Below are 21,738 nucleotides of genomic sequence, written 5' to 3' on the forward strand. Positions count from 1 at the left end.
GACCTGCCTTACTGAGGCGGGTCGACCACCTGTTCGTCCGGAGCCGGCGAGGTGGCCCCCGGGGAAGCCATGAATGTGCGCGACTCGGTGGGGGTCCAGTCCTGCCGGAGGATCGTCGCCCAGTCTGTGAACCTGCGATCGCCGGTCAGCCGAGCCAGGGTGTCCAGCTGCCAAGAGTGGATCACGTGATACGTCGGATTCTGCCAGACCCGCTGTCGGCAGTCGTCCTGCCAGCAGTAGTACGAGACGCCGCCGGGCACGCGAATTTTCGGCATGACCTCGAGAACCGTCGTCGCTGCGCCGTCAAGATAAGCGATCGCCTCGGGATCGCCGGTGAGACGCCAGTAGTCGTACACCCCGAACAGGGCGAACAGGTGACCGTTCAGCACCCTGAGCGGGGGGAGATCGCCGGCGTACTCCTCGAACACGAGCAGTCCCTGATCGGTCATCGTCGCCCACGGCTCAGACGAACTGCGCGGCTGTTTCAGACTGAGCCAAGTGTGACCCGCGCCGGCCTTCCAGCGCTCGTCACCGGTCTCCTCATACAGTCGCACGAACAACGAGAGGGCCTCGCCCTGGGCCATCGCGGACCACCATGGTGCGTGCAGGGTCTTTCCCGTGTAGGTCCAGTCGAACAGGTACGGAAAGTACCAGGCAGAGTCCCGTTCGGTGTGTATCTGCTCAAGCCGCTCCGCATGGCGGATGGCTCGCTCCAACCAGATCTGGTCGCCGGTCGATTGATACTCAAGGAGCGCTGAAATGCCGTATTGGGCGTATGCGACCGGATGGTCCACGCGGCTCCCGTTCGGACCCATGTTGAGGATGCGCAGTCCGGTCGAATCGAGATTCTGAGCCGCGTCGTGCACGTTCACCGGGGCATGGTCGGAGTATGGGGCGTCGACCGTGCTGGAGAAGTCGAGCCCGGACGTCTTCCACGGAGCGTTCACCGGAACCGGATCTCCGCACCCGACGTTGTTCATGGCGGGAGCGCTCACGACCGCGGTGCCCCCTGTGGCGATCCGCGGAAGGTCGGCATATTCGGCGATCACCCGCTGCGGGATCGTGGGCACACAACCAGCGCGGGTGAGGTAAAGCGCGCCATCGGACTGAGCGGCCAGCGCCGCCGCGGCTAACGCGTCGGGAAAGTTCTCCCCGCTGGCGAGGAATATCCGTGCGGGACGACCGGTGCTCGATGCGTGCATGAGATCAACGGCAGTTTCATAACGCGAAGCGCCGCCATGTCGGCGAACGTCGTAGCCGCGCGTGCGGAGTTGTTGTTCGATCTGAATGCTGATGGATCCGTGGCCGCCGGCGAGGAGGATCTGGCGCGCTCCCAGCCGGTCTATAGCAGTCGACGTCGCACCGTCGAGCGCCAGCAGCTTCCCATCGATCAGCAGGGTAGGTGCACGCAGACGCCCCGCTGCTGCCCCGGCGACGAGCCCGTCAGCGTAGCCTCGTCCCGTAGCCAGGACGACGGCGGAGGATTCAGCGAAGAAGCGGGCGGCGAGCCTGCGCGACGTGTCGTACCGGTCGACGCCCGCGAGCCGTTCGGTCGCCGGAACAAGCGCCTTGAGCCTACTGACTACGCTCTCCGAGACGACCGAGGGGCCGCCGAGGACGAAAACGCGTTCGGGCTTGAGGCGGCGGATCTCCATTGCGACCACAGCCGGGAGCGCGTCGCGCGGTGTGAGGAGCACGGGACCCCCGACGACAGCCGCCGAGGAGGTGGCGGAGAGTGCATCCGGGTAATCCGCCCCGCCTGCGACGAACACCGCAGCCGGAGCTGGGTCGAACTGCTGTGAGACCGCGACGGCGGTCTCATAACGGTCGGAGCCCCATAGGCGCTCGACGGTGGGGGCCGCCGACGCGACTCTGGACGACGCTACCGCGGGCGAGGCGACAGCCATGCCGAATACGAGGATCAGAGGGGTGACCGCGCCGGTCGCGCGGCGGAAGAAGCTTCGCCTCATCGGGAACTCCAGGCTTGTCGTGACGAGCCCGGCGCCCCTCACATCCGCCAGAGTAGCGTGAGAGAGGTCTGAACCACGCCGGCCGAGTCCGGGCGCTGAGGACGAATGAGCGCGGATAGACTCGTCTCATGCGTATTGCCGTCGTGGCCCTTGGAAAGATCGGGCTTCCCCTTGCCGTTCAGTTCGCTTCTTCGGGCCATGAGGTCATCGGTGTTGACGTGAACGAGAAGGCGGTGGACACGATCAATGCGGGTCGTGAGCCGTTCCCGGGTGAGGCGCATCTGCAGGAGCGTCTGGAAGAACTGGTTCCGGCGGGTCGCTTGCGGGCGACGACGGATTACGCGGACGCGATTCCGGGTGCGGATGCGGTGGTGCTGGTCGCTCCGGTGTTCGTGAACGATGAGACGTGGGAGCCGGATTTCCAGTACATGGATGCGGCGACGCGGTCGCTGGCGGAGCATCTGACTCCGGGGACTTTGGTGTCGTATGAGACGACGTTGCCGGTGGGCACGACCCGGACCCGGTGGAAGCCGATGCTGGAGGAGGGTTCCGGTCTGGTCGAGGGCAGGGACTTCTTCCTGGCGTATTCGCCGGAGCGGGTGCTGACCGGGCGGGTGTTCGAGGATCTGCGGAAGTATCCGAAGCTGATCGGTGCGCTCTCGGAGGAGGGCAACCGTCGTGCGCGGGAGTTCTACGAAGCCGTGCTGCAGTTCGACGAGCGACCGGACCTGCCCCGCCCGAACGGGGTGTGGGATCTGGGGTCGACCGAGGCGTCGGAGATGGCGAAGCTCGCCGAGACGACGTATCGGGATGTGAACATCGGGTTGGCGAACCAGTTCGGGTTGTTCGCCGCGTCGCACGGCATCGACGTGTACAAGGTGATCGAGGCGTGCAACTCGCAGCCGTACAGTCACATCCACCGTCCGGGGATCGCGGTGGGCGGGCACTGCATCCCGGTGTATCCGCGGCTGTACCTGTCGACCGATCCGGATGCGGACATCGTTCGGGTGGCGCGGCAGTTGAACGCGTCGATGCCGGAGCGTCTGGTGCAGCAGGCCGAGGGGATCCTGGGCGACCTGACCGGGAGGCGGGCGGTGGTGCTGGGTGCCGCGTACCGCGGGGGTGTGAAGGAGACGGCGTTCTCCGGGGTGTTCCCCACGGTTGCGGCGCTGAAAGCGCGTGGCGCGGAGGTCGTCGTGCACGACCCGCTGTACACCGATGAGGAGCTGGGCCGGCTCGGGTTCGAACCCTACGCGGTCGGTGACGCGGCGGAGCTGGCGATCCTGCAGACCGACCACGCCGACTACAAGACCCTCACCCCGGCCGACATCCCCGGCGTGAAGCTCCTCGTCGACGGCCGCAACGCCACCGACCCCACCCTCTGGACCGGCACCCCCCGCATCGTCGTCGGCACCGCCAACTGACGACGCGCGCCACGGTGAGCCGACTCGTGCAGGAACCGCCACTGAAGTCGATCTCGATCCTCGTGCCGATGTTCAACGAGGAAGCGGTGCTGCCGCTGTTCTATGAGGCCGTGGACGCGGTTCTGACGCAGTTGCCCGGGTATCGCTTCGAGTACCTGTTCGTGGACGACGGGAGCACCGATGGCTCCGCTGACTTCGTGCGCAGTCTGGCGCAGCGGGACCCCCGGGTCTCGCTGGTGGTACTCAGCCGCAATTTCGGCAAGGAGAGGGCGATGCTCGCCGGCCTGGATGTCGCCGACACAGACGCGACGATCGTCATCGACGCGGATCTGCAGGATCCTCCCTCACTGATCCCGAAGATGATCGAACTCTGGGAAGAGGGCTGGCAGGACGTCTACGCACAACGTCGTTCCCGCGCCGGGGAGAGCTGGCTGAAGCGGTCGACATCCCGCTGGTACTACCGTGTGCTGCAGTCGGTGAGCAGGGTGAGCATTCAAGCCGACACCGGCGATTTCCGACTGCTCGACCGCGACTGCGTCATGGCACTGCGGCGCTATCGCGAGTCCGAGCGGAACATGAAAGCGCTCTTCTCGCTCGTGGGATTCCGCAAGATCGCGCTCCCGTTCGACAGGGACCCTCGCGCTGCCGGGGGGACGAAGTTCAACTATTGGAAGCTCGGCAACCTCGCGGTCGACGGAATCACCTCGTTCACCACGCTTCCACTGCGCCTGTCGTCGATCATCGGGGTGATCGTCTCACTGGCTGCGTTCGTGTACCTCGTGATCATCGTCGCCAGGGCGCTTATCCCGGGTGGCGAGTCGGTGGCCGGATACCCGTCGCTCATGGCGGTCATCCTGTTCCTCGGCGGCGTGCAACTCCTCTCGCTCGGCGTGATAGGGGAGTACATCGCCCGGATCTTCAGCGAGACGAAGGCCCGCCCCGTGTATCTCACCAGTGAGGTGCGGCTCGGCACGCCCGGTCACGCACCGGGTCGCGGCGACGACGTCCCCGGCGCTGCAGGTCACGATGGGTGACAGTCGACCGGTTCGGTTCATCGTGGTCGGCGTGCTCAACACGGCGATCGATTTCGGGATCCTGCTCCTGCTGACATCTCTCGGAATGGGGATGTTCCTCGCGAACGTGATCTCGACGAGCACCGCGTTCGGCTTCAGCTTCGTCGCCAACCGGTCGTTCACATTCCGGTCCAGCGGGGACGCCAGAGTGCAGATCGTAAAGTTCGCGGCGGTCACGCTCGTGGGGCTGTGGCTGCTGCAGCCGCTGGTCATCTGGGGGACGATGCTCCTGGTGAGCGGGGTCGCGTCCCAGTCGCTGGCACTGCTCCTCGGCAAAGCATGCGCGACGGTCGTCTCGATGCTGTGGAACTACATCCTGTACGCACGGTACGTCTTCGTGCCCGTTGCAGATTCGCGGGAGGTGCGCGAGTGAGACGCTCGATCACTCACCTCCTGGATTGGGGCCTCTCCGCTGCGATCGCGCTGCTCTTCCTCGTCCTGATGTCGTCGGCGACGAGCTTCGTGAACACCGTCTACGGCGGAGACGCCGCGATCTTCCGGGTGGTCGGCAGCGCCCTGCGCAACGGGCAGGAATTGTACGTCGACGTGTGGGACCACAAAGGACCGATGCTGTTCTTCATCGAGTGGCTCGGCCAGGTCATCCGAGAAGGCAGGGCGGGCATCTTCGCGATCCAGGCGACCGCGTTGACGGCATCCCTCGCTCTCGTCATGTCGCTGGCACGGCGGTTCGTCCCGGGGGTGGCCACGGCCGCCATCCTGGCCCTCATGCTCGCTGTTCTCTCCTTCACTTTCGAAGGAGGCAACCTCTCCGAGGAGTTCTCGCTGCCCTTCATCGTGTTCGTCCTGTACGGGGCACTCCGAGCCCTTGCGGATGAGGAGGATCTCCGAGGGAGACGTGAGCTCGCGCTGTTTGCCGGTATGGGCGCCGCCTTCGCGTTCACGTTCTTCATCCGCGCGAACAACGCCATGCCCATCGCGGGCATCTTCGCCGGCCTGCTAATCCAGATGCTTCTGCGTCGCGTGCCGGTGGTGAAGCGCTTCCTGGCAGCTGTGATCGGATTCCTCGTGGTGACCGGCCTGATCGTCGGGTGGTTCGCCCTGCGAGGCACGCTGGACGACATGATGAACGCGACGTTCTGGTTCAACATGCGGTACATCGGCGATGCGTCTATCCGACCGAAGGCCGCCGCGTATATCGGAACCATCGTCTTCGCGACCGCGCTCACCGCTGCCGGCGTGATCGGACAGGTGATGCGCTTCGGCCCGCGACGACCGGCGTGGGCTGTGGGGGCCGGACTCGGCGCGGCCTCACTCTACGCAGTGCTCTCGCCGACCACGTCGTACGCGCACTACCTGACGCTGATCGTCCCGATGATCGCGCTGGGTGGCCTCATGCTGCTGCAGGTGCTCACCTCGCGACTCCGGAACCTCCTTGCGGTCGGTCTGCTGGTGGCCTCGTCGGCGGCGATGGGGTACCAGGTTCCCAACGCGATCCGCTACGCCGCAGCGGTCCACGCCGCCGAAGCGGCCTACGAGAACCAGCTGGAGGATGTTCTGGCGTCCGTCCCGGAGGATCAGCGAGGAGAAGTCTTCCCCTGGTCGCTTCCTGCGACGTACTACCTGATGACGGACACTCTGCCGACGTACAAGTACTTCATCACCCAGCCGTGGTGGGGCAGCGTGGATCCGCGGGTCACCGCCGACACCGTGGCACACATCGCCGACACCCGGCCGAGTTGGGTGCTTGTTCCCGCGAGCGGCCCGTCGGACGAAGACCTGCAGCGGCTGCTGGATGCCGACTACGTCAGCGCGCGCGCCAACGACCGGTTCGAGCTCTTCCATCTGAAGTGATGCGTCCCGACCGATCGGTTCGGACAGAAAACAAAGAGGAGGGTGCGCGTCTCGCGCACCCTCCTCTGAAGGACGAACTCAGTCGAGCACTTCCGCGATCTGCGCAACCACGGTATCGCTCACCGCGGCCGGCCCACCGAGCACGATGACGCGAACGGGGTCGAGGCGCTCGATCTCTGCGAGCACGGCCGCGGATGCCGATCCCTGCGCGCTGAGGAGGACGGGTCCACCGCGGTACCCTGCGGCCGCCGCACCGGCGAGAGCATCTGCGAAGCCGGCACCGCTGGCGACGTAGATGACGGGCACCCGCGGCGTGGTGAAGGTCGCCTTGGAGATCTCGACGGCGGTCTGGTAGCGATCCGGCCCGGCGAGGCGCTGAACGGTGGGGTTGGTGCCGGCGGCAGTCTTGGCCTGGTTGGCGACCGTGGCGCTCACGGATCCTGTGCCGCCGAGGACCACGATGCGGGACGGGGCGTGATACGCGAGCGCGTCCGCCGTCTCCGCGGGAAGAGCGTCTCGGGACGTGAGCAGCACGGGCGACTCATTGAACCCGGCGGCCGCAGCGCCTGCCAGGGCGTCCGGATAGGTCGTGCCGCTGGCCAGGAAGACCGTGTCCGCGGATTCCCACAGGTCGGAGATCTGCGCGGCGGTGTCGTAACGGTTGAGGCCGTCGATGCGGAACCCCCCGACGGCCGCGGCGGGCGTGACAGCGTCGAGAACCATGTCGCTCACGGCGCCGGTACCCCCGGGAACCACCACGTACTCCGGCTCGAGGGCGAACAGTTCGTCCCGGACCACACCGGGAAGGGCAGCGGGGTGGGTGAGCAGCACGGGCCCCACGAAGGCGCCGCCGGCGGCTGCCGCGGCGAGGGCGTCGGGGAAGTTCAGGCCGTTCGCGACCAGCCCGACGCCGACGCCAGTGAACGGGAAGGCGTCCTCCGAGACGCGGACCGACGTCTCGAAGCGATCCCGACCGTACAGACGGTCGACCGAGGAGTGCGTCGTCGTGAAGGACACGGGCTGCGAGAACTCGCCGGTGCCCACAGCGTTGATCGCAGCGAGGCGGAACGCGTAGCCAGTGTCGGGGAGGAGGTCGAAGAACGTCGCGCTCACGATCGGTGCGTCCGTGACGACTTCGTCCAGGAGGTTGCCGTCGAGCAGCAGCTGCAGGTGATACTTCGTGATCGGCGACCCGCCGTCGCTCGGCGCGCTCCACTCGAAATCGGCCATCGTGGAAGCGACCGCAGCGACGTTCACCGCCGTCACCTGTGCGGGCGGGGTGGCAGCAGCCTGCGGCGCGACCGACGAGCGGGCGGATCCGCCGACGGGTGCGCTGGCGGGGCCCGGAACGATCCGCGGCTTCAGCTGATCAGCCGACTGCGCCGTCGCAGCCTGGTCGTCGAGCGTCGGATGGGTGGCGTCATCCGACGTGCTCGCCTGAGCGGCGAGCGGGATCGACAACGCGGTGACGAGCGCGGCGGTCATCGCCACGCAGGCACGCCGGAATGGGCGCACGGACATAGACATACTCGTTTCTGTGAGCGGCTCGCAGCAGCGGGAGACTCCCGCGCCAAACACGCCGTTGTTCGGATCCTATAGGCGAGCTGAGCGGACGCGAGCTCAAAAGGCGCGCCACCGCAGTCGGCTGTCCCCGGGCGCAGTCTTGCATTGCATCTTGACGCCGGTGACGGTGTACCCGATCCAGCCGGCGTACTCCTTCGCGCAGAAAGCACCAGGTGTCACGTAGCCCGGATAGCGCGGAGGCGCAGGGGGAGGCGGAGGCGGGGAGGAAACAGTCGACGTCACGCCCGAGGTGACAGTCGCCGTCGCGTATCCGGTCAGCGACCCGACCACTCTCACCGAGATCCGCTTACCGACCATGGCACTGGTGACGGACAGGGTGGAGCCGGTCGCACCGCTCAGCGAAATGCCGCTCGCGAGCCACTGGTAGCGGAACGCCGTTCCGGGGGTCCAGTTGCCCGGATACGCCGTCAGCGTCGAGCCGACGACGGGTGACCCACCGATCGTCGGGCGCGAAGCCGTCAGGCAGCCGAGGTTCGCCGCCGCGTTCGCGCCCACGACCGCAGTGCTGCCGAGAGCGACCGTCGAGGGCGCAGCCAGGTTCTGCATCGAGACGTGCGCAGCCTCGGGAACGCACGCCGCTGTGCTGATGTACACCGGGCTCTTCAGACGCCCAGCCAGCGCGGCTCCCGCAAGCGCGTCGGGGAAGTTCTGCCCCGTGGCCAGGAATGCGGTACTCGTCGCGCCGGGCGCGAAGTACGCGTCATTGATCATCGCCGCGGTGTCGTAGCGGGATCCCCCGCCGAGCCGATCCACGGCGTAACGACTCGCGAGCTGATTCTCGATGCCGGTGGACACGGCGCCCGCGCTTCCGACGATCGTGACCGATTGCACGCCGAGTCCTGCCAGCAGCGCTTCGGTGCTGGAGGCGAGCGATGACTGCAGTCCATCCACGAGGACGACCGGGGCGCCGATCGAACCGGCGGCACCCGTCGCGGCAAGCGCGTCCGGGAACGCGCGACCGGTGGCGATGAATGCGTGAGACGCGGTCGGGAAGACCGTCGCGACCAGGTTGTTCGCGGTGTCGTACCGGGACAGCCCTCCGAGTCGTTCGATGGGGGCGATTCCGGACAGTGCGCTCTCCACGGAGGCGCCGACGGCGCCGGCATCCCCGGCGATGTAGACCTTCTGCGGCTGAAGCCGGACGATCTCGTCGCGCACCGTGGCAGGCAGGGAGTTCGGCGGTGTGAGCAGCAGAGGACCACCGAGGTAGGCGGCGGCCGCGGCGGCCGACAGCGCGTCGGGGAAGTTCACACCGGTCGCGACGAAGACGGCGGGCACGCCGGGGGAGTAGCGACGCGACACTTCGAGCGCGGTGGCGTAACGGTCAGGGCCGGCCAGCCGAGTGACGCCGGCCGGGAAGGCGGCCACCTCGCCACCTGCCGGCTCAGAGGGGACGGGGGTCGTGGCCTGCACCTCCGGAAGCTCCACCGTCGTCGCTCCGCAGTCTCCGGAGAGGGAGCTCCGCAAGGCCGCGAGCTCTGACTCGTCGACCGCGAGCGACCAGCGGTACTTCACCAGCGTCCAGCCGACGACGTACTCGCAGGCGTACGAACTGTTGGTCGGCATCCACTGTGCGGGGTCTTTGTCAGCCTTCGACTGGTTCGCGGTCCCGGAGGCGGCGGTCAGCGCGTACTCGACGCCCAGGTCGTTCGCGAACGCGCGGCGCTGGTCGTCCGTCCAGGCCCACGCTCCTGACCGCCACGCCTCCGCGAGTGCGACGACGTGGTCGATCTGAATCCGCGCGGGATCCGTGGTTGCGAAGCCGTCGTACGGCGACACCCACGTGCCGCCGGACAGTTCGCAGCCCGCCGCTACGGCGACCTCGGTCGTGCTCTCCGCGATCAGAACCTCAAAGCGGCTGTTGCAACCATCGGCGTCCGCGTCGATCCAATGCTCGAACCTGTCGCGATCGTACGGGTGCGCCGTGTCCACGGCCGCAACCCGCAGCAGGCCGGGAAGATCCGCCGCGGTTACGGTCGAAGCGGATGCGGGTTGTGCGACGACGAGCGTCGACAAGAGGAGAGCGGCGGCGGATGCCGGCGCGAGGGCGCGTCTGAGCATGGCGAAATCGCATCTTCGTATCGGGTACCGCGGCACGGACAGCGCCGCCTGCGCTCACAGTAGCGGAAAAGGTTACCCGCGTAGCAACACCCCGGTCCGGGGCGCGTGCCGCCAAGTCTCCCAGCCGCGCGCCGATACGATTGCAGTATGGATCTTCTCGTCGTCGGGTCGGGCTTCTTCGGCCTCACCATCGCCGAGCGCGCCGCGGATGCCGGCCGCAAGGTGACCGTCATCGACCGCCGTCCGCACATCGGTGGCAACGCGTACAGTGAGGCCGAGCCAGAGACGGGGATCGAGGTGCACCGCTACGGCGCGCACCTCTTCCACACCTCGAACCCGACGGTGTGGGAGTACGTCAATCGCTTCACCACGTTCACGAACTACGTGCACCGCGTCTACACGACCCACAACGGCGTCGTGTACCCGCTGCCGGTCAACCTCGGCACCATCAACCAGTTCTTCCAGGCCGCCTACACCCCCGACCAGGCTCGCGCGCTGGTGAAGGCGCAGGCGGGGGAGTTCGACGTGAAGACCGCCCGCAACTTCGAGGAGAAGGGCATCGCCCTGGTGGGTCGCCCGCTGTTCGAGGCGTTCTTCCGCGATTACACCGCCAAGCAGTGGCAGACCGATCCGTCCAAGCTGTCCGGCGACATCGTCAGCCGCCTACCGGTGCGCTACACCTACGACAACCGGTACTTCAACGACACGTGGGAGGGTCTGCCCACCGACGGCTACACGGCGTGGCTGGAGCGCATGGCCGATCACCCGAACATCGAGGTCAAGCTGGGGGTCGACTTCTTCGACGAGTCGCAGCCGCTGAACAAGCGGGCCACGGTCGGGCAACTCCCGATCGTGTACACCGGCCCCGTGGACCGCTACTTCGACTACGCCGAAGGTGCGCTCAGCTGGCGCACGCTCGACTTCGAGCAGGAGGTGCTGAACGTGGGCGACTTCCAGGGCACCAGCGTGATGAACTATCCCGACGCCGACGTGCCGTACACCCGCATCCACGAGTTCAAGCACTTCCACCCCGAGCGCAAGGACGTCTACCCGACCGACAAGACGGTCATCATGCGCGAGTACTCCCGGTTCGCCACGCGCGAGGACGAGCCGTACTACCCGGTGAACACCGACGAGGACCGCGCCGGCCTGCTCGCGTACCGAGAACTGGCCAAGGGTGAGAAGGACGTGCAGTTCGGCGGCCGCCTCGGCACCTACCAGTACCTGGACATGCACATGGCGATCGGCTCCGCGCTGTCGATGTGGCGCAACCAGTTCCTCGGCGAGAGCGACTGACCGACGCGATGACGACGACCACGGTGGGGGCGCCTGGCACCCCGCGTCGCTACCTGCACTCGCTGTGGATCCTCTCGGCGAGGGACCTGCGCGTGCGGTACGCGACGAGCTTCCTCGGCTACCTGTGGTCGGTGCTGGACCCGCTCGTGATGAGCGTGATCTACCTGTTCGTGTTCACCTTCTTCTTCAAGAGGGATGTCGGAGCCGACCCCTACATCGTGTTCCTGATCGCCGGATTGCTGCCGTGGGTGTGGTTCAACGCGTCCATCTCGGACTTCACCCGTGCCTTCCGCAGGGATGCCAAGCTGGTGCGTTCGACGTCGATCCCGCGCTCCATCTGGATCAACCGCATCGTGTTGAGCAAAGGCATGGAGTTCCTGTTCTCGCTTCCCGTGCTGGTGCTGTTCGTCGTCATCTTCCATGCGCCGGTCGGGTGGGGGGTGCTGTGGTTCCCGGTCGCCGTGCTGCTGCAGACCGCGCTGCTGGTGGGGCTGGGACTGCTGATCGCTCCGTTGTGCGTGCTGTTCAGTGACCTCGAGCGCACGACGGCGTTGATCCTGCGCGCCCTCTTCTACGCGTCGCCCGTCATCTACAACGTCGGCGATCTCCCCGAGCCGTTCCGGACCATCATCACGTTCAACCCGCTCTCCGGAATCTTCTCGCTGTATCGGGCGTCGTTCTTCCCCGACCTGCTCGACCCGTTCGCCGTCGCCGTCAGCGTGGTCATGAGCGTGCTGCTCCTCGGCCTCGGGCTGTGGGTGTTCCGTACTCTCGAGCGTCCCGTGCTGAAGGAGCTGTGATGACCGCCGCGATCGAGGTGCAGAATCTCGGCGTCCGTTTCCGCCGCAACCGCCGTGGTCGACGCAGCTTCAAGGACCTCTTCGCGGGGGCCAGCCGACGCTCGCGACCAGGGGAGTTCTGGGCGCTGCGCGACGTCTCGTTCACAGTGCAGTCCGGCGAGTCGATCGGCGTCGTGGGGCGCAACGGGCAGGGCAAGTCCACGCTGCTCCGGCTCGTGGCGGGGGTCCTGCTCCCCGACGAGGGCACGGTCGACGTGCACGGGGGAGTCGCGCCGTTGATCGAGTTGACCGGGGGATTCGTCGGCGACCTGACGGTGCGTGAGAACGTGCGGCTCACGGCGGGTCTGCACGGCATGTCGCGGGCGGAGGTCGCCCGCCGTTACGACGGCATCATCGCCTTCGCGGAGCTGGCAGGCTTCGAGGACACGCCCTACAAACACCTCTCCAACGGCATGAAGGTACGGCTGGCATTCGCCGTCGTCTCGCAGCTCGAGGAGCCGATCCTGCTCGTCGACGAGGTGCTCGCCGTCGGCGACAAGGCGTTCCGCGACAAGTGCTACAAGCGCATCGACGAACTGCTCGCCGAGGGACGGACGTTGTTCTTCGTCAGCCACAACGAGCGCGACCTGCGCCGCTTCTGCAGGCGGGGGCTGTACCTCGACAAGGGGCAGCTGGTGCTGGACGCGCCGATCGGAGAGGTTCTCGACCGGTACAACGCGGACTACGCGCCCCGCTGAACCGCCGTGGCGCGACGTCAGCCGATCAGCGCGTTCAGGTCGGCGAGAGCGGCTCCCGCGCGGTCGATGGCGGTCTGCGGGCCAGCGCCGCTCTCATACGCCGTGCGCAGCTGCTGCAACGCTTCCGCGTAGGCGTCCACGCCGCGGCTCCACTCATCGGCGAGGGAGCTCGGCGCCACGGCATCCGCCATGAGGCCCGCGTCACCAATCAACTCGTCGGCGAGTTGTACGCCGTCCTGACCGCGGCTGTCACTGGCGAAGGACAGGCCGGTCTCCGCGTCACGCAGGAGAGGCGCGACTTTGCCGCGGAAGGCGGGCAGATCAGGATCCGCCGGTGGCGGCGGTGTCGTCGGTGCCGCCGTCGGCAGCGATGTGGGCGTCACCGTCGGCGTCGCAGACGGCGATGGCGACGCGGTCTCGGTCGGGCTGGGATCGGGCGAGGCGGTGGCCGTGTCTGTGGGACGCGGGTCCGCGACCATGCCGGGACGCACGAACAGCCAGAACAGCCCGGCGGCGATGGCGACGGCGACCAGCGCGAGCAGCACGATGAGCCACACCTTGCGGGCGTTGCGCGGGCGCTCAGGGGGGAACGCCCACACGTACTCCGGCTGGGGTTCGTCGATCATGCTCCACCCTCCAGCGCCGGCATGGGCTGCCACGTGCGATCGCGACCGATGCGCCCGCCATCACGCAGGCCGCGGAACAGGTTGCTGGTGCCGCGCACCGTACGCTCGACGAAGAACAGCCGGATGAGTTCCTTGGCGAACGTCGCCGCGGTGCCGAGACCGAACAGCACGGGGTGGTAGACGCGGTGCGTGCGGTAGTAGTGCTTGATGAACGCCCGGTTGCGCATGATGTAGTACCGGTACGCGTTGCTCGACGCGTTCATGTGCCGGATCCCCATGTCCCACTGCCGGATCTCGCGGGTGCGGCGCAGGACGAACTCGTCGACGATCACCGCAGTGGTCTGGCGGGAGGCCAACCAGCCGTACATCTGGTCATCCCAGTAGATGAAGAAGCGGGGATCGGGCAGGCCGATGCGCTGCACGATCGACCGGTGGATGAACATGCCCTCGAAGCATCCGCTGTTCATCTCCTTGAAGCCGGACGCGTCGAACTTCGACGGGGCGAAGGGGATCGGGATGCCCATGCGCTCGGCGATCCGGTACTGCCAGTAGAACTCGCTGCCGTCGTAGTCGTACCGGCGACCCTGGATGCTCTTGAACCGCGGTGCCCACTTGCCCATCTTCGCCAGACCGTCGGGGAGCACCTCGACGTCGTCGTCCATCAGCCAGATCCACTCCGAGCCGAGGTCGTATGCGGTGCGCATGCCCTCGCTGAACCCGCCGGAGCCGCCGGTGTTCGTCTCCAGCCGTCGGTAGACGATCTCGGTGCCGATGCTGTCGCGGAAGCCGTCGACGACGGCGGTGGTGTCGTCGACCGACGCGTTGTCGATGACGATGACGCGCCCCGGCTTCGGATCCATCGCGCGGATGCTGGTCAGCAGCCCCGACAGCAGATGCGAGCGGTTGAACGTGACGATGACGATCGACGCGGATGCCGGATCGAAAGCGCGGGCGTTCATCCCTGCGCCTCGAAGATCTCGCGCCAGGAGCTCTCCGACACCAGCTCCGGAAGGGCGTTCCGGTACTGCCGCTGCAGCTCCGGCCAGCGTCTGCGGAGGCGGCGGTGCAGGCGCCAGGAGTCGACCAGCATGCGACGGTACTGCGCGCGGTCACGGGTGTAGATGTTCTTCCCGGAACCGTCCGCAGAGCTCACCAGCGCGCTGTCGAAGTAGGGGACCCGCCACCAGTGGGCGTCGCCCTTGCCGAACTCCACCTCGGGCTGCTCGACGTTGGCGGGATCGGGTTCGTGCAGCCAGTGTGCGACCAGCGTGCGCAGTGTGAACCAGCGCAGCCGGAGGCCGGTCGGGCTGTCGAACTCGTGCGTCTTCTGGCGCTTGTACACCTGACGTCCGCGCCGGGAGTGCAGCACGCGGCTGGGGTCGCGGTGCACGATCGTCTCGGGAAAGTCCGCGGCCATGGCACGCGCCGCGGGCATCGCGCTGGCGAGGTTCTGCCGCATGTGGGCGGGACCGGAGAGGACGTCGCGCAGTGCCTGCGCCCGCAGCGCCACCGGGTAGTACTGCATCATCATGAGGTGCTTGAGGTCGACGCGCAGACTGTGCCGCAGCAACCGGCCGCCATGCGGGACGCTCGAGTGCAGAAGTCCGGCGACGATCCGGTTGCGGGCGTGGAAGTAGGCCTGCCAATCGATCGTGTCGTCCTTGTTGATCCACGACACGTGCCAGAGCGCGACGCCGGGCAAGGATACGGTGGGGAACCCCGCCTCGCCCGCGCGCAGGCAGAACTCGGCGTCGTCCCATTTGATGAACGCGGGCAGGGCGAGGCCGACCTCTCGGATCGCGGCGAGCGGGATCAGGCACATCCACCAGCCGTTGTAGTCGGCGTCCATCCGCATGTGCAGCAGGGGCGACTGGCGCAGATTCGCCACGCCGAAGTCGTGCGGCATCTTCTCCTGGTAGAGATTCCGCCACATGAACGGGTGCTCGTCGACGACCTCGGCCCAGCCGTGCAGCTTGGGGCGGTCCAGCAGGTCGAACATATGACCGCCGACGAGGACGGGGCTCGTGGCGTACCGCGCGAACACGATGGAGCGCCGCAGTGACTCCGGCTCCAGGCGCACGTCATCGTCCAGCAGTTGAACGAACTCGCTCTCCGGGCGCCGCAGTGTCTCGGCCATGGCCCGAGCGAACCCGCCCGATCCGCCAAGGTTGGGTTGGCGGATGACCTGCAGCGTCTCGCCCAGGCGCGCCGCGGCGTCCGCGAAACCGTCCTGGTCGGAGACCAGCTGGGTGCCCTGGTCGACGAGGAAGATGCGGTCGACGTGCTCGAGCGCGTCGGGCGCATCCGCCAGCGCCTGCAGCGTCGACACGCAGTAGTCCGGCTTGTTGTAGGTGGTGATGCCCAACGATGCCTTGCCAGTGCGGGCCGGCTCCTGCTCGGTCGTCCACTCGGCGCCCTCGAGCGTGGCATTCTTCTCGTCGGCGACGACGTCGAACCAGATCCAGCCGCCGTCCGAATATTCGGTGAGGGAGAGATCGAACGACGTCGTCGACTCGCCGGTGACCTCGCGAGTGGCCACACGCTGTCGCACCCCCGCGCCGTTCGATCGATACACCAGCACAGTGGCAGGGCCGCTGGTGCGGACCGTGAGCCGGATCTCCCGCACGCTGGTCCAGTGCTGCCAGTACGACGCGGGGAATGCGTTGAAGTAGGTGCCGAGCGACACGCGACGGCCGGCGACGATGCGCGCGCGGTTGCGTCCGAGGATGTTCCCGAGGTGCGCGCGGCTGGAGACCCGGACAGGTTCCTCATCGATGAACGACCACGTCTCCGGATCCGCGTACAGCGGAAGCAGATCGGGGTCTCGGTCGAGCGGGAAGACGACGTTCTGCAGCACGTGGGTCACGGGGCGACAGCTTACCGGCACCGGCTTGCAAACCCCGGTGAGAGCATCACAGCGCACCTCGATACGATGACCGGGTGAAGGCTCTGATCACCGGCGGCGCCGGGTACATCGGTTCGACGGTCGCCAGTGCATGCCTCGACGCCGGCATCCAGGTCGTCATCCTCGACGACCTCTCCACGGGGCGAGCCGACTTCGGTGAGGGGCGCTCGCTGTATTGCGGCGACATCGCCGACGGTGAGCTCGTCGACCGGATCGTTACGGAGCATCCCGACATCGACGTCGTCATCCACTGCGCCGCGCGCATCGTCGTGCCGGAGTCGGTCGCCGACCCGCTGGGCTACTACGACGCGAACGTGGCCAAGACCATTGCGCTGCTGCAGCGGTTGCTGCTCCACGGGATCGACCGTGTCGTGTTCAGCTCATCCGCGTCGGTGTATCTCGGCGAGAGCGGAACCGGCGTCGATGAGGACGCGCCTCTTGCACCGGGCAGTCCCTATGCGACCACCAAGTGGATGGTGGAGCGCATCCTGGAGGACACCGCGTCTGCCGGGCGCATGCGTGCGATCTCCCTGCGCTACTTCAATCCGATCGGCGCCGACCCGCGGCTTCGAACCGGCCTGCAGAATCCGAAGCCCTCGCACGCGCTCGGCAGGATCATGTCGGCTCACGAAACCGGCACCGCATTCACTCTGACCGGCGTGGACTGGCCCACCCGGGACGGATCCGGGCTGCGCGACTACATCCACGTGTGGGATCTCGCCCGGGCGCACGTCGCCGCGGTGCAGCGGTTCGACGAGGTCGCCACGGCCGAGCAGCCCTACCGTGTGCTGAATCTGGGCACCGGCGAGGGAGTCACGGTGCGTGAACTCATCGCCGCGTTCGAGAAGGTCACCGGCGAGCCGCTCGCCGTCGTCGAGGCTGGACGGCGGCCAGGCGATCAGGCCGGCGCCTACGCCATCGTGGATCGCGCGCAGCGGACCCTCGACTGGCGCTCGGAGCGCAGCATCGAGGACGGAGTGCGGGACGCCCTCGCCTGGGCCGAGAAGCTGCGCACGCTGCCCTCCTGACCATCACCCGTCGCCCGAGCGCAGCGTGGTGATCGTGCCGGTCTGCGCGGCGTCGATGGTCTCCCGCCACGACCGGCTCTGACCGGCTCGGAGGGCGCACAGCACGAGCAGCACCCATACGGTCCCGGTGAGCGTGAAGCTCTCGAACATCGACTCCACCGCGAGTGTCACGAGCACCAGGGGCGTCCAGGCGTACACCACCGAGCGCCGCACGCTCGCGACGAGCCAGGAGCGCACCACCGCGACGCCGCCGAGCAGCAGAAACAGCGCCAGCCCCACCCAGCCGAGCTGCAGCAACGTGTCGAAGTAGGCGTTCAGCGCCGACTGGTGCCGGTCGTTCAGCAGGAAGTTCAGGTAGGTGAACGGGTACTCGCCCCGAGGCCACGGGCCGAACCAGCCCCAGCCGGTGACCGGACGCTGCGCCACGAAGTCGAGCAGCTGGTTCCACAGGTCCGCACGGGTGGAGAAGTCGGACCCGGCATCCAGCATCCGGATGATCTGGTGCCGCAGCGCGAACGCGAGAGCCAGCGCGATCGCCACCAGCGCCCCCACCATCCATTGCACCGACACTCGGCGCGCCGGCGCGGTGTGGCGGACCACGGTGAGGGCGCCGGTCGCCACGCCGACACCGGCGGCGAGCACCACCACCGACGGGGACGCGGACAGCAGGGCGAGGAATCCGCCCAGCGCCACGGAGAAGACGCCGACGCCGCGGCTGACCGACTGGGTGCGCCACTCGATCGCGAAGGTGACCAGACCGATGACGGCCACGAAGCCGAGCATGTTGCGGGTGCCGAAGATCCCCTGGATGGGGCCCCCGAGAGCGAGGTTCCCGCTGATGCCGAACGCGGTGAACGGAATGTCCAGAAGCACGCCCGACAGGAGTTCGAGCAGCAGCGAGACGCTGAGCAGCCAGCGCAGCGTGTCGCCGATCGCACGCACGGTCTGCAGGGTGTCGCGCACGTGACCGACAGTGATCGCGATCGCCGCGTACCCGAACAGGGTCGCCCAGCCGGCGAGGGTGTGCGCACGGTCGGTGGTCCACAGCACGCTGATGAGGGCGAGGGCCAGGAAGGCGAGCAGCGACGACGGCGCGAAGCGCAGCGGCGACAGCTCCTCGCGCCGCGCGGCGAGCACCGCGAGGCCGGTCACTGCCAGCGCGGCGACGATCGTGGCGAGTGTCACCCGCGAGGTCAGCCGCTCGATGAGGAACGACGAGAAGGTCGCCGTGAGCGCCGCCAGAGTGTAGGCACGGGCGAACTCGGCGGACTGCAGGCCGGCAGCGAGCCGTCGGCGCCGTGAGGTCATGGCACCCGCCGCGCCCGCGGGCCGTGCGTGATCAGGGGCGTGCGCTCGCCGACGCCGACACCGATCAGGGGGACGGCTTTGATCTTGAAGGACAGCAGCACCAGCAGCATCCAGCCCCACAACATCAGCGGAGCGGATTCGGCTAGCCCCTCGACGAGCAGCACCGCGACCAGAAGGAGGGGGAGCAGGGCGAGGGGGGAGTAGGGGCGGCGGTCGTCGAGGTCCCATCGGGGCCGGTCGACGGCGAAGAACCACGCCCGCCAGGTGAGCGCCAGCCACGCCACTGCCAGCACGACGACACCGATCGTGCCCAGCTGCAGGAACGCGTCCAACCACATGTTGTGCGCGTGGAACACGCTCAGCCCGTGGTCGACGATCCAGCCGTCGAACGCCGGATCCCACGGGACCCACGGCGACGAGAAGCCGTTGCCGGCGAACGGGCGCTGGATCGCGCGCTGCCAGACCGCGTCCCAGATCTCGAGACGGCCCGTGAGGTCGGACCCCTTGCCGAGTAGCGCGAGCAGCCGATCCCGCAGCAGCAGCGCGGTGAGGATGCCGGCGGCGGCGACCGCGCCGAACACCAGGTAGACAGTCCGGCGCTGCGCAGGGGTCGTGGTGCCGCGCATGATGAGCGCCGCCGCGAGCACCGCCGCCACCACGAGCGCGCTGAGATACACCGTCGCCGAGGCGGCCTTGAACAGCAGCACCACCGCGACCAGCGCCCACACGATCAGGGCGCCGCGCCTGCGCACCCCCGCCGCGTAGAGCACGCCGAACACGATCAGCGCGAACAGGCACAGGATCGCCAGCGTGTGCGCGTTGCCGACGATCCCCTGGATGCGGCCGTCCTCGAACAGGTTGCCGCGCACCCAGTACAGGTGCGGGTCGATCTTCCCCTCCGGCACGTCGACGAAGTTCGGCAGGACGGGATGCCGGACGATCAGCGCGACCCACAGCTCGATCGCGAGCGACAGGCCGAGGACGACCTTCATGGTGGACGACAGCGCGCGGGCGATCTCCTGCCACGTCAGCATGGTCGCCACGAACAGCGCGTTGACCGTCACGGTCGCCAGCAGCACCCACGTCAGCATCGTGGCGCCCGGCCAGCGCGACCACAGCACCGACAGCAGCGCGAGCGCGACGTACGTCATCGCCGCCCAGGGCAGGCGCCGCCACGGGAACCGGGTCGGCCGCTCCTGCGCGATCGCGGTCACCCAGATCGCCAGCACGCCGAGCGTCAGCACGCCGAGCACCACCGCAGCGCCGGTGACACCGAGCAGGTTGTACACGGCGGTGTGCGCGAACACGCCGAACATGGTGAGCACGCTGTAGGCGCGCACGAGAAGGTGGCCGGTCGCCTCGCGCGCGGGGGCGACAGGCGGGGCGGCCACCGGATGCTTGGTGTACACGGCCATCGGCATCAGGCTACCGTGATCGGGCTCGCCGCCGGCGGTGTCATGCACGCTCGCCGCCCCGGGGGCGGCTCTAGGCTGAGGGCATGCTGCTCGCTCTCTCGAACACGCCCCGCGACTACGCCTGGGGGTCGACCACGCTGCTCGCCGAGCTCGAGGGCCGCGCACCGTCCGGCGCCCCCGAAGCTGAGGTCTGGTTCGGCGATCACCCGGGCGACCCCGCCGACGTGGCGGGCTCCGGAACGCTCGACGCCATCACCGGCGGCACCCTGCCGTACCTGCTCAAGCTGCTCGCGGCGACATCACCGCTCTCCATCCAGGTGCACCCCACCCGCGAGCAGGCCGCCGCCGGCTTCGCCAGGGAGACCGGCCTCGACCCCGCCGACCCCAGCCGCAACTACCGCGACGACAACCACAAGCCCGAGCTGATCGTCGCGCTGAGCGAGCGCTTCGAAGCACTCAGCGGCCTCCGCCCGGTGGCGGACACACTGCGCCTTCTCGACGCGCTCCCCGCGACTTCCGGCGTGCGCGCACTGCGCGAGCGACTCACCGGCGACGGCGACGTGCTGCGCGACACGATCGGCTGGGCGCTGTCGGGCGAGGCGCCGGTGGACGACATCGTCGCCGCGCTCGCCGCGGCGGAATCCGACGAGTTCGCCGACACGCTGAACGGGGTGCGCGGCATCGCGGAGCGGTACCCCGGCGACGGCGGTGTCGTGGTCGCGCTGCTGATGAACTTCCTCGTGCTGCGCCGCGGCGAGGGCGTGTTCCTCCGCGCCGGTCTGCTGCACGCCTACGTCTCCGGGCTCGGGGTGGAGATCATGGCGGCGAGCGACAACGTGCTGCGCGGCGGTCTGACCCCCAAGCACATCGACGTCGCCGAGCTGCTCGCCGTGCTCGACACCACGCCGGGGCCGGTGCCGGTGCTGCGCCCCGCCGCCGAGGGACCCGTCACGACCTACGACGTCCCGATCCCGGACTTCGCCCTGCGTCGCGTGCAGCTGGACGGGCGCGTCGAGGTGCGCGTCAACGGCCCCGCGATGGTGCTCGCCACCGTCGGTGACGTCACGGTCTCCAGCGCGGACGCCGACCTGCGCGTTCCGGTGGGGACCGCCGCCTTCGCGAGTGCCGACGAGACCCTCCTCACGCTGGACGGCAGGGGAGAGGCGTTCGTCGCGGAGCCGGGTGCGCAACGCGACTGAGCGGCGCGACACGCCGGAGTGACCCCAAGAACCTTAAACGGCCTCTTGAGGGTTTACGATCTCGCGACTTGACCCCAGCGAATGACACGGGTGTAATTAGTCAAGCGCAGCCCGAGGGGGGCAAGGCGGGGTAGGGAGTTTGAGATGACGGGTTACCGTTCAGACGTTCCCGAGAACTGGTTCGTCGATCCGGTCAATCTCGGCGTGCCGGGCGTACGCCGAGCCGACGCCGACGAGGACAACGCACTCGCATGGCAGGCCGACGCGCTGTGCGCGCAGACCGACCCCGAGGCGTTCTTCCCCGAGAAGGGCGGTTCGACGCGCGACGCGAAGCGGATCTGCACGTCGTGCGATGTCCGCGGCGAATGCCTCGAGTACGCACTGGCGAACGACGAGCGCTTCGGCATCTGGGGCGGCCTCAGCGAGCGCGAGCGTCGCAAGCTCAAGCGTCGCGCCTGAGGGCTCGGCTTCGCGGGCGCGCCGGTCGCGCTGACCCGGGC

The 21,738-nt window shown here is 68.1% G+C and carries 18 protein-coding genes; 10 read left to right on the top strand and 8 right to left on the bottom strand.

Annotated features, from left to right (window positions below):
• Positions 1-8: 8 nt before the first annotated feature.
• Positions 9-1,970 carry a cell wall-binding repeat-containing protein gene (locus RIF65_RS08335; protein WP_309065061.1) on the bottom strand — a complete coding sequence of 654 codons (1,962 nt, stop codon included), beginning with the start codon at positions 1,968-1,970 and terminating at the stop codon, positions 9-11.
• Positions 1,971-2,098: 128 nt separating this feature from the next.
• Here RIF65_RS08335 and RIF65_RS08340 point away from each other — a divergent pair, with 128 nt between their 5' ends.
• Genes RIF65_RS08340 through RIF65_RS08355 form a run of 4 tightly spaced genes read left to right on the top strand, consistent with a single transcriptional unit; the run spans position 2,099 to position 6,279 of the window.
• Complete coding sequence (locus tag RIF65_RS08340; protein WP_309065062.1) at positions 2,099-3,394, top strand: nucleotide sugar dehydrogenase; 1,296 nt, start codon at positions 2,099-2,101, stop codon at positions 3,392-3,394.
• Between the two features lie 14 nt (positions 3,395-3,408).
• A complete protein-coding gene (locus RIF65_RS08345) occupies positions 3,409-4,428 on the top strand; it encodes a glycosyltransferase family 2 protein (protein WP_309065063.1) in 1,020 nt (339 codons plus the stop codon).
• Positions 4,421-4,840: a GtrA family protein gene (locus RIF65_RS08350; protein WP_309065064.1), complete on the top strand. Its 420-nt coding sequence runs from the start codon at positions 4,421-4,423 to the stop codon at positions 4,838-4,840. Before RIF65_RS08345 ends, RIF65_RS08350 begins: the two co-directional genes overlap by 8 nt.
• On the top strand, positions 4,837-6,279 hold the full coding sequence (locus RIF65_RS08355) for a hypothetical protein (protein ID WP_309065065.1): 1,443 nt from the start codon (positions 4,837-4,839) through the stop codon (positions 6,277-6,279). The genes RIF65_RS08350 and RIF65_RS08355 overlap by 4 nt, the downstream gene beginning before the upstream one ends.
• Positions 6,280-6,357: 78 nt before the next feature.
• On the opposite strand, the gene RIF65_RS08360 is transcribed toward RIF65_RS08355, so the two are convergent.
• Positions 6,358-7,800 carry a cell wall-binding repeat-containing protein gene (locus RIF65_RS08360; protein WP_309065066.1) on the bottom strand — a complete coding sequence of 481 codons (1,443 nt, stop codon included), beginning with the start codon at positions 7,798-7,800 and terminating at the stop codon, positions 6,358-6,360.
• A gap of 99 nt (positions 7,801-7,899) precedes the next feature.
• Positions 7,900-9,924 carry a cell wall-binding repeat-containing protein gene (locus RIF65_RS08365; RefSeq protein ID WP_309065067.1) on the bottom strand — a complete coding sequence of 675 codons (2,025 nt, stop codon included), beginning with the start codon at positions 9,922-9,924 and terminating at the stop codon, positions 7,900-7,902.
• Between the two features lie 147 nt (positions 9,925-10,071).
• Between RIF65_RS08365 and glf the strand changes: the two genes are divergently transcribed.
• Genes glf through RIF65_RS08380 form a run of 3 tightly spaced genes read left to right on the top strand, consistent with a single transcriptional unit; the run spans position 10,072 to position 12,757 of the window.
• A complete protein-coding gene (glf, locus tag RIF65_RS08370) occupies positions 10,072-11,220 on the top strand; it encodes a UDP-galactopyranose mutase (protein ID WP_309065068.1) in 1,149 nt (382 codons plus the stop codon).
• 8 nt (positions 11,221-11,228) lie between these two features.
• Positions 11,229-12,020, top strand: coding sequence for an ABC transporter permease (locus RIF65_RS08375; RefSeq protein ID WP_309065069.1), 792 nt, complete (start codon positions 11,229-11,231; stop codon positions 12,018-12,020).
• Entirely contained in the window at positions 12,020-12,757 is a 738-nt protein-coding gene (locus RIF65_RS08380; RefSeq protein WP_309065070.1) for an ABC transporter ATP-binding protein, read from the top strand. Before RIF65_RS08375 ends, RIF65_RS08380 begins: the two co-directional genes overlap by 1 nt.
• Positions 12,758-12,774: 17 nt before the next feature.
• On the opposite strand, the gene RIF65_RS08385 is transcribed toward RIF65_RS08380, so the two are convergent.
• The 3 genes from RIF65_RS08385 to RIF65_RS08395 are packed head-to-tail and all read right to left on the bottom strand — an operon-like array spanning position 12,775 to position 16,249.
• Entirely contained in the window at positions 12,775-13,383 is a 609-nt protein-coding gene (locus tag RIF65_RS08385; RefSeq protein ID WP_309065071.1) for a hypothetical protein, read from the bottom strand.
• The gene (locus RIF65_RS08390) at positions 13,380-14,342 is read right to left on the bottom strand and encodes a glycosyltransferase (RefSeq protein WP_309065072.1); all 963 of its coding nucleotides are present in this window, start codon (positions 14,340-14,342) and stop codon (positions 13,380-13,382) included. The genes RIF65_RS08385 and RIF65_RS08390 overlap by 4 nt, the downstream gene beginning before the upstream one ends.
• A complete protein-coding gene (locus RIF65_RS08395) occupies positions 14,339-16,249 on the bottom strand; it encodes a glycosyltransferase (RefSeq protein WP_309065073.1) in 1,911 nt (636 codons plus the stop codon). The genes RIF65_RS08390 and RIF65_RS08395 overlap by 4 nt, the downstream gene beginning before the upstream one ends.
• Positions 16,250-16,323: 74 nt before the next feature.
• Here RIF65_RS08395 and galE point away from each other — a divergent pair, with 74 nt between their 5' ends.
• On the top strand, positions 16,324-17,316 hold the full coding sequence (gene galE, locus RIF65_RS08400) for a UDP-glucose 4-epimerase GalE (protein WP_309065074.1): 993 nt from the start codon (positions 16,324-16,326) through the stop codon (positions 17,314-17,316).
• A 3-nt stretch (positions 17,317-17,319) separates the two neighbouring features.
• On the opposite strand, the gene RIF65_RS08405 is transcribed toward galE, so the two are convergent.
• Together RIF65_RS08405 and RIF65_RS08410 are read right to left on the bottom strand one after the other, a co-directional pair.
• A complete protein-coding gene (locus tag RIF65_RS08405; protein WP_309065075.1) occupies positions 17,320-18,624 on the bottom strand; it encodes an O-antigen ligase family protein in 1,305 nt (434 codons plus the stop codon).
• Positions 18,621-20,039 (bottom strand): O-antigen ligase family protein, encoded by a 1,419-nt coding sequence (locus tag RIF65_RS08410; protein WP_309065077.1) that lies wholly within the window; start codon positions 20,037-20,039, stop codon positions 18,621-18,623. The genes RIF65_RS08405 and RIF65_RS08410 overlap by 4 nt, the downstream gene beginning before the upstream one ends.
• Before the next feature lie 83 nt (positions 20,040-20,122).
• On the opposite strand from RIF65_RS08410, the gene manA reads away from it, so the two are divergent.
• Both manA and RIF65_RS08420 read left to right on the top strand, forming a co-directional pair.
• Positions 20,123-21,238 (top strand): mannose-6-phosphate isomerase, class I, encoded by a 1,116-nt coding sequence (manA, locus tag RIF65_RS08415; protein ID WP_309065078.1) that lies wholly within the window; start codon positions 20,123-20,125, stop codon positions 21,236-21,238.
• A 144-nt stretch (positions 21,239-21,382) separates the two neighbouring features.
• A complete protein-coding gene (locus RIF65_RS08420) occupies positions 21,383-21,697 on the top strand; it encodes a WhiB family transcriptional regulator (protein ID WP_309065079.1) in 315 nt (104 codons plus the stop codon).
• The last annotated feature ends 41 nt before the right edge of the window (positions 21,698-21,738 follow it).

The sequence above is a fragment of the Microbacterium sp. genome, from assembly GCF_031180975.1.
Lineage (GTDB): Bacteria > Actinomycetota > Actinomycetes > Actinomycetales > Microbacteriaceae > Microbacterium.

Bases quoted from the DNA above. Each gene is read 5' to 3' on its own strand.
- RIF65_RS08385 (WP_309065071.1), bottom strand. From the start codon at position 13,383: ATGATCGACGAACCCCAGCCGGAGTACGTGTGGGCGTTCCCCCCTGAG.
- RIF65_RS08365 (WP_309065067.1), bottom strand. From the start codon at position 9,924: ATGCTCAGACGCGCCCTCGCGCCGGCATCCGCCGCCGCTCTCCTCTTG.
- RIF65_RS08420 (WP_309065079.1), top strand. From the start codon at position 21,383: ATGACGGGTTACCGTTCAGACGTTCCCGAGAACTGGTTCGTCGATCCG.
- RIF65_RS08380 (WP_309065070.1), top strand. From the start codon at position 12,020: ATGACCGCCGCGATCGAGGTGCAGAATCTCGGCGTCCGTTTCCGCCGC.
- RIF65_RS08375 (WP_309065069.1), top strand. From the start codon at position 11,229: ATGACGACGACCACGGTGGGGGCGCCTGGCACCCCGCGTCGCTACCTG.
- RIF65_RS08335 (WP_309065061.1), bottom strand. From the start codon at position 1,970: ATGAGGCGAAGCTTCTTCCGCCGCGCGACCGGCGCGGTCACCCCTCTG.
- RIF65_RS08360 (WP_309065066.1), bottom strand. From the start codon at position 7,800: ATGTCCGTGCGCCCATTCCGGCGTGCCTGCGTGGCGATGACCGCCGCG.
- RIF65_RS08390 (WP_309065072.1), bottom strand. From the start codon at position 14,342: ATGAACGCCCGCGCTTTCGATCCGGCATCCGCGTCGATCGTCATCGTC.
- manA (WP_309065078.1), top strand. From the start codon at position 20,123: ATGCTGCTCGCTCTCTCGAACACGCCCCGCGACTACGCCTGGGGGTCG.
- RIF65_RS08340 (WP_309065062.1), top strand. From the start codon at position 2,099: ATGCGTATTGCCGTCGTGGCCCTTGGAAAGATCGGGCTTCCCCTTGCC.
- RIF65_RS08405 (WP_309065075.1), bottom strand. From the start codon at position 18,624: ATGACCTCACGGCGCCGACGGCTCGCTGCCGGCCTGCAGTCCGCCGAG.
- RIF65_RS08350 (WP_309065064.1), top strand. From the start codon at position 4,421: ATGGGTGACAGTCGACCGGTTCGGTTCATCGTGGTCGGCGTGCTCAAC.
- glf (WP_309065068.1), top strand. From the start codon at position 10,072: ATGGATCTTCTCGTCGTCGGGTCGGGCTTCTTCGGCCTCACCATCGCC.
- RIF65_RS08410 (WP_309065077.1), bottom strand. From the start codon at position 20,039: ATGGCCGTGTACACCAAGCATCCGGTGGCCGCCCCGCCTGTCGCCCCC.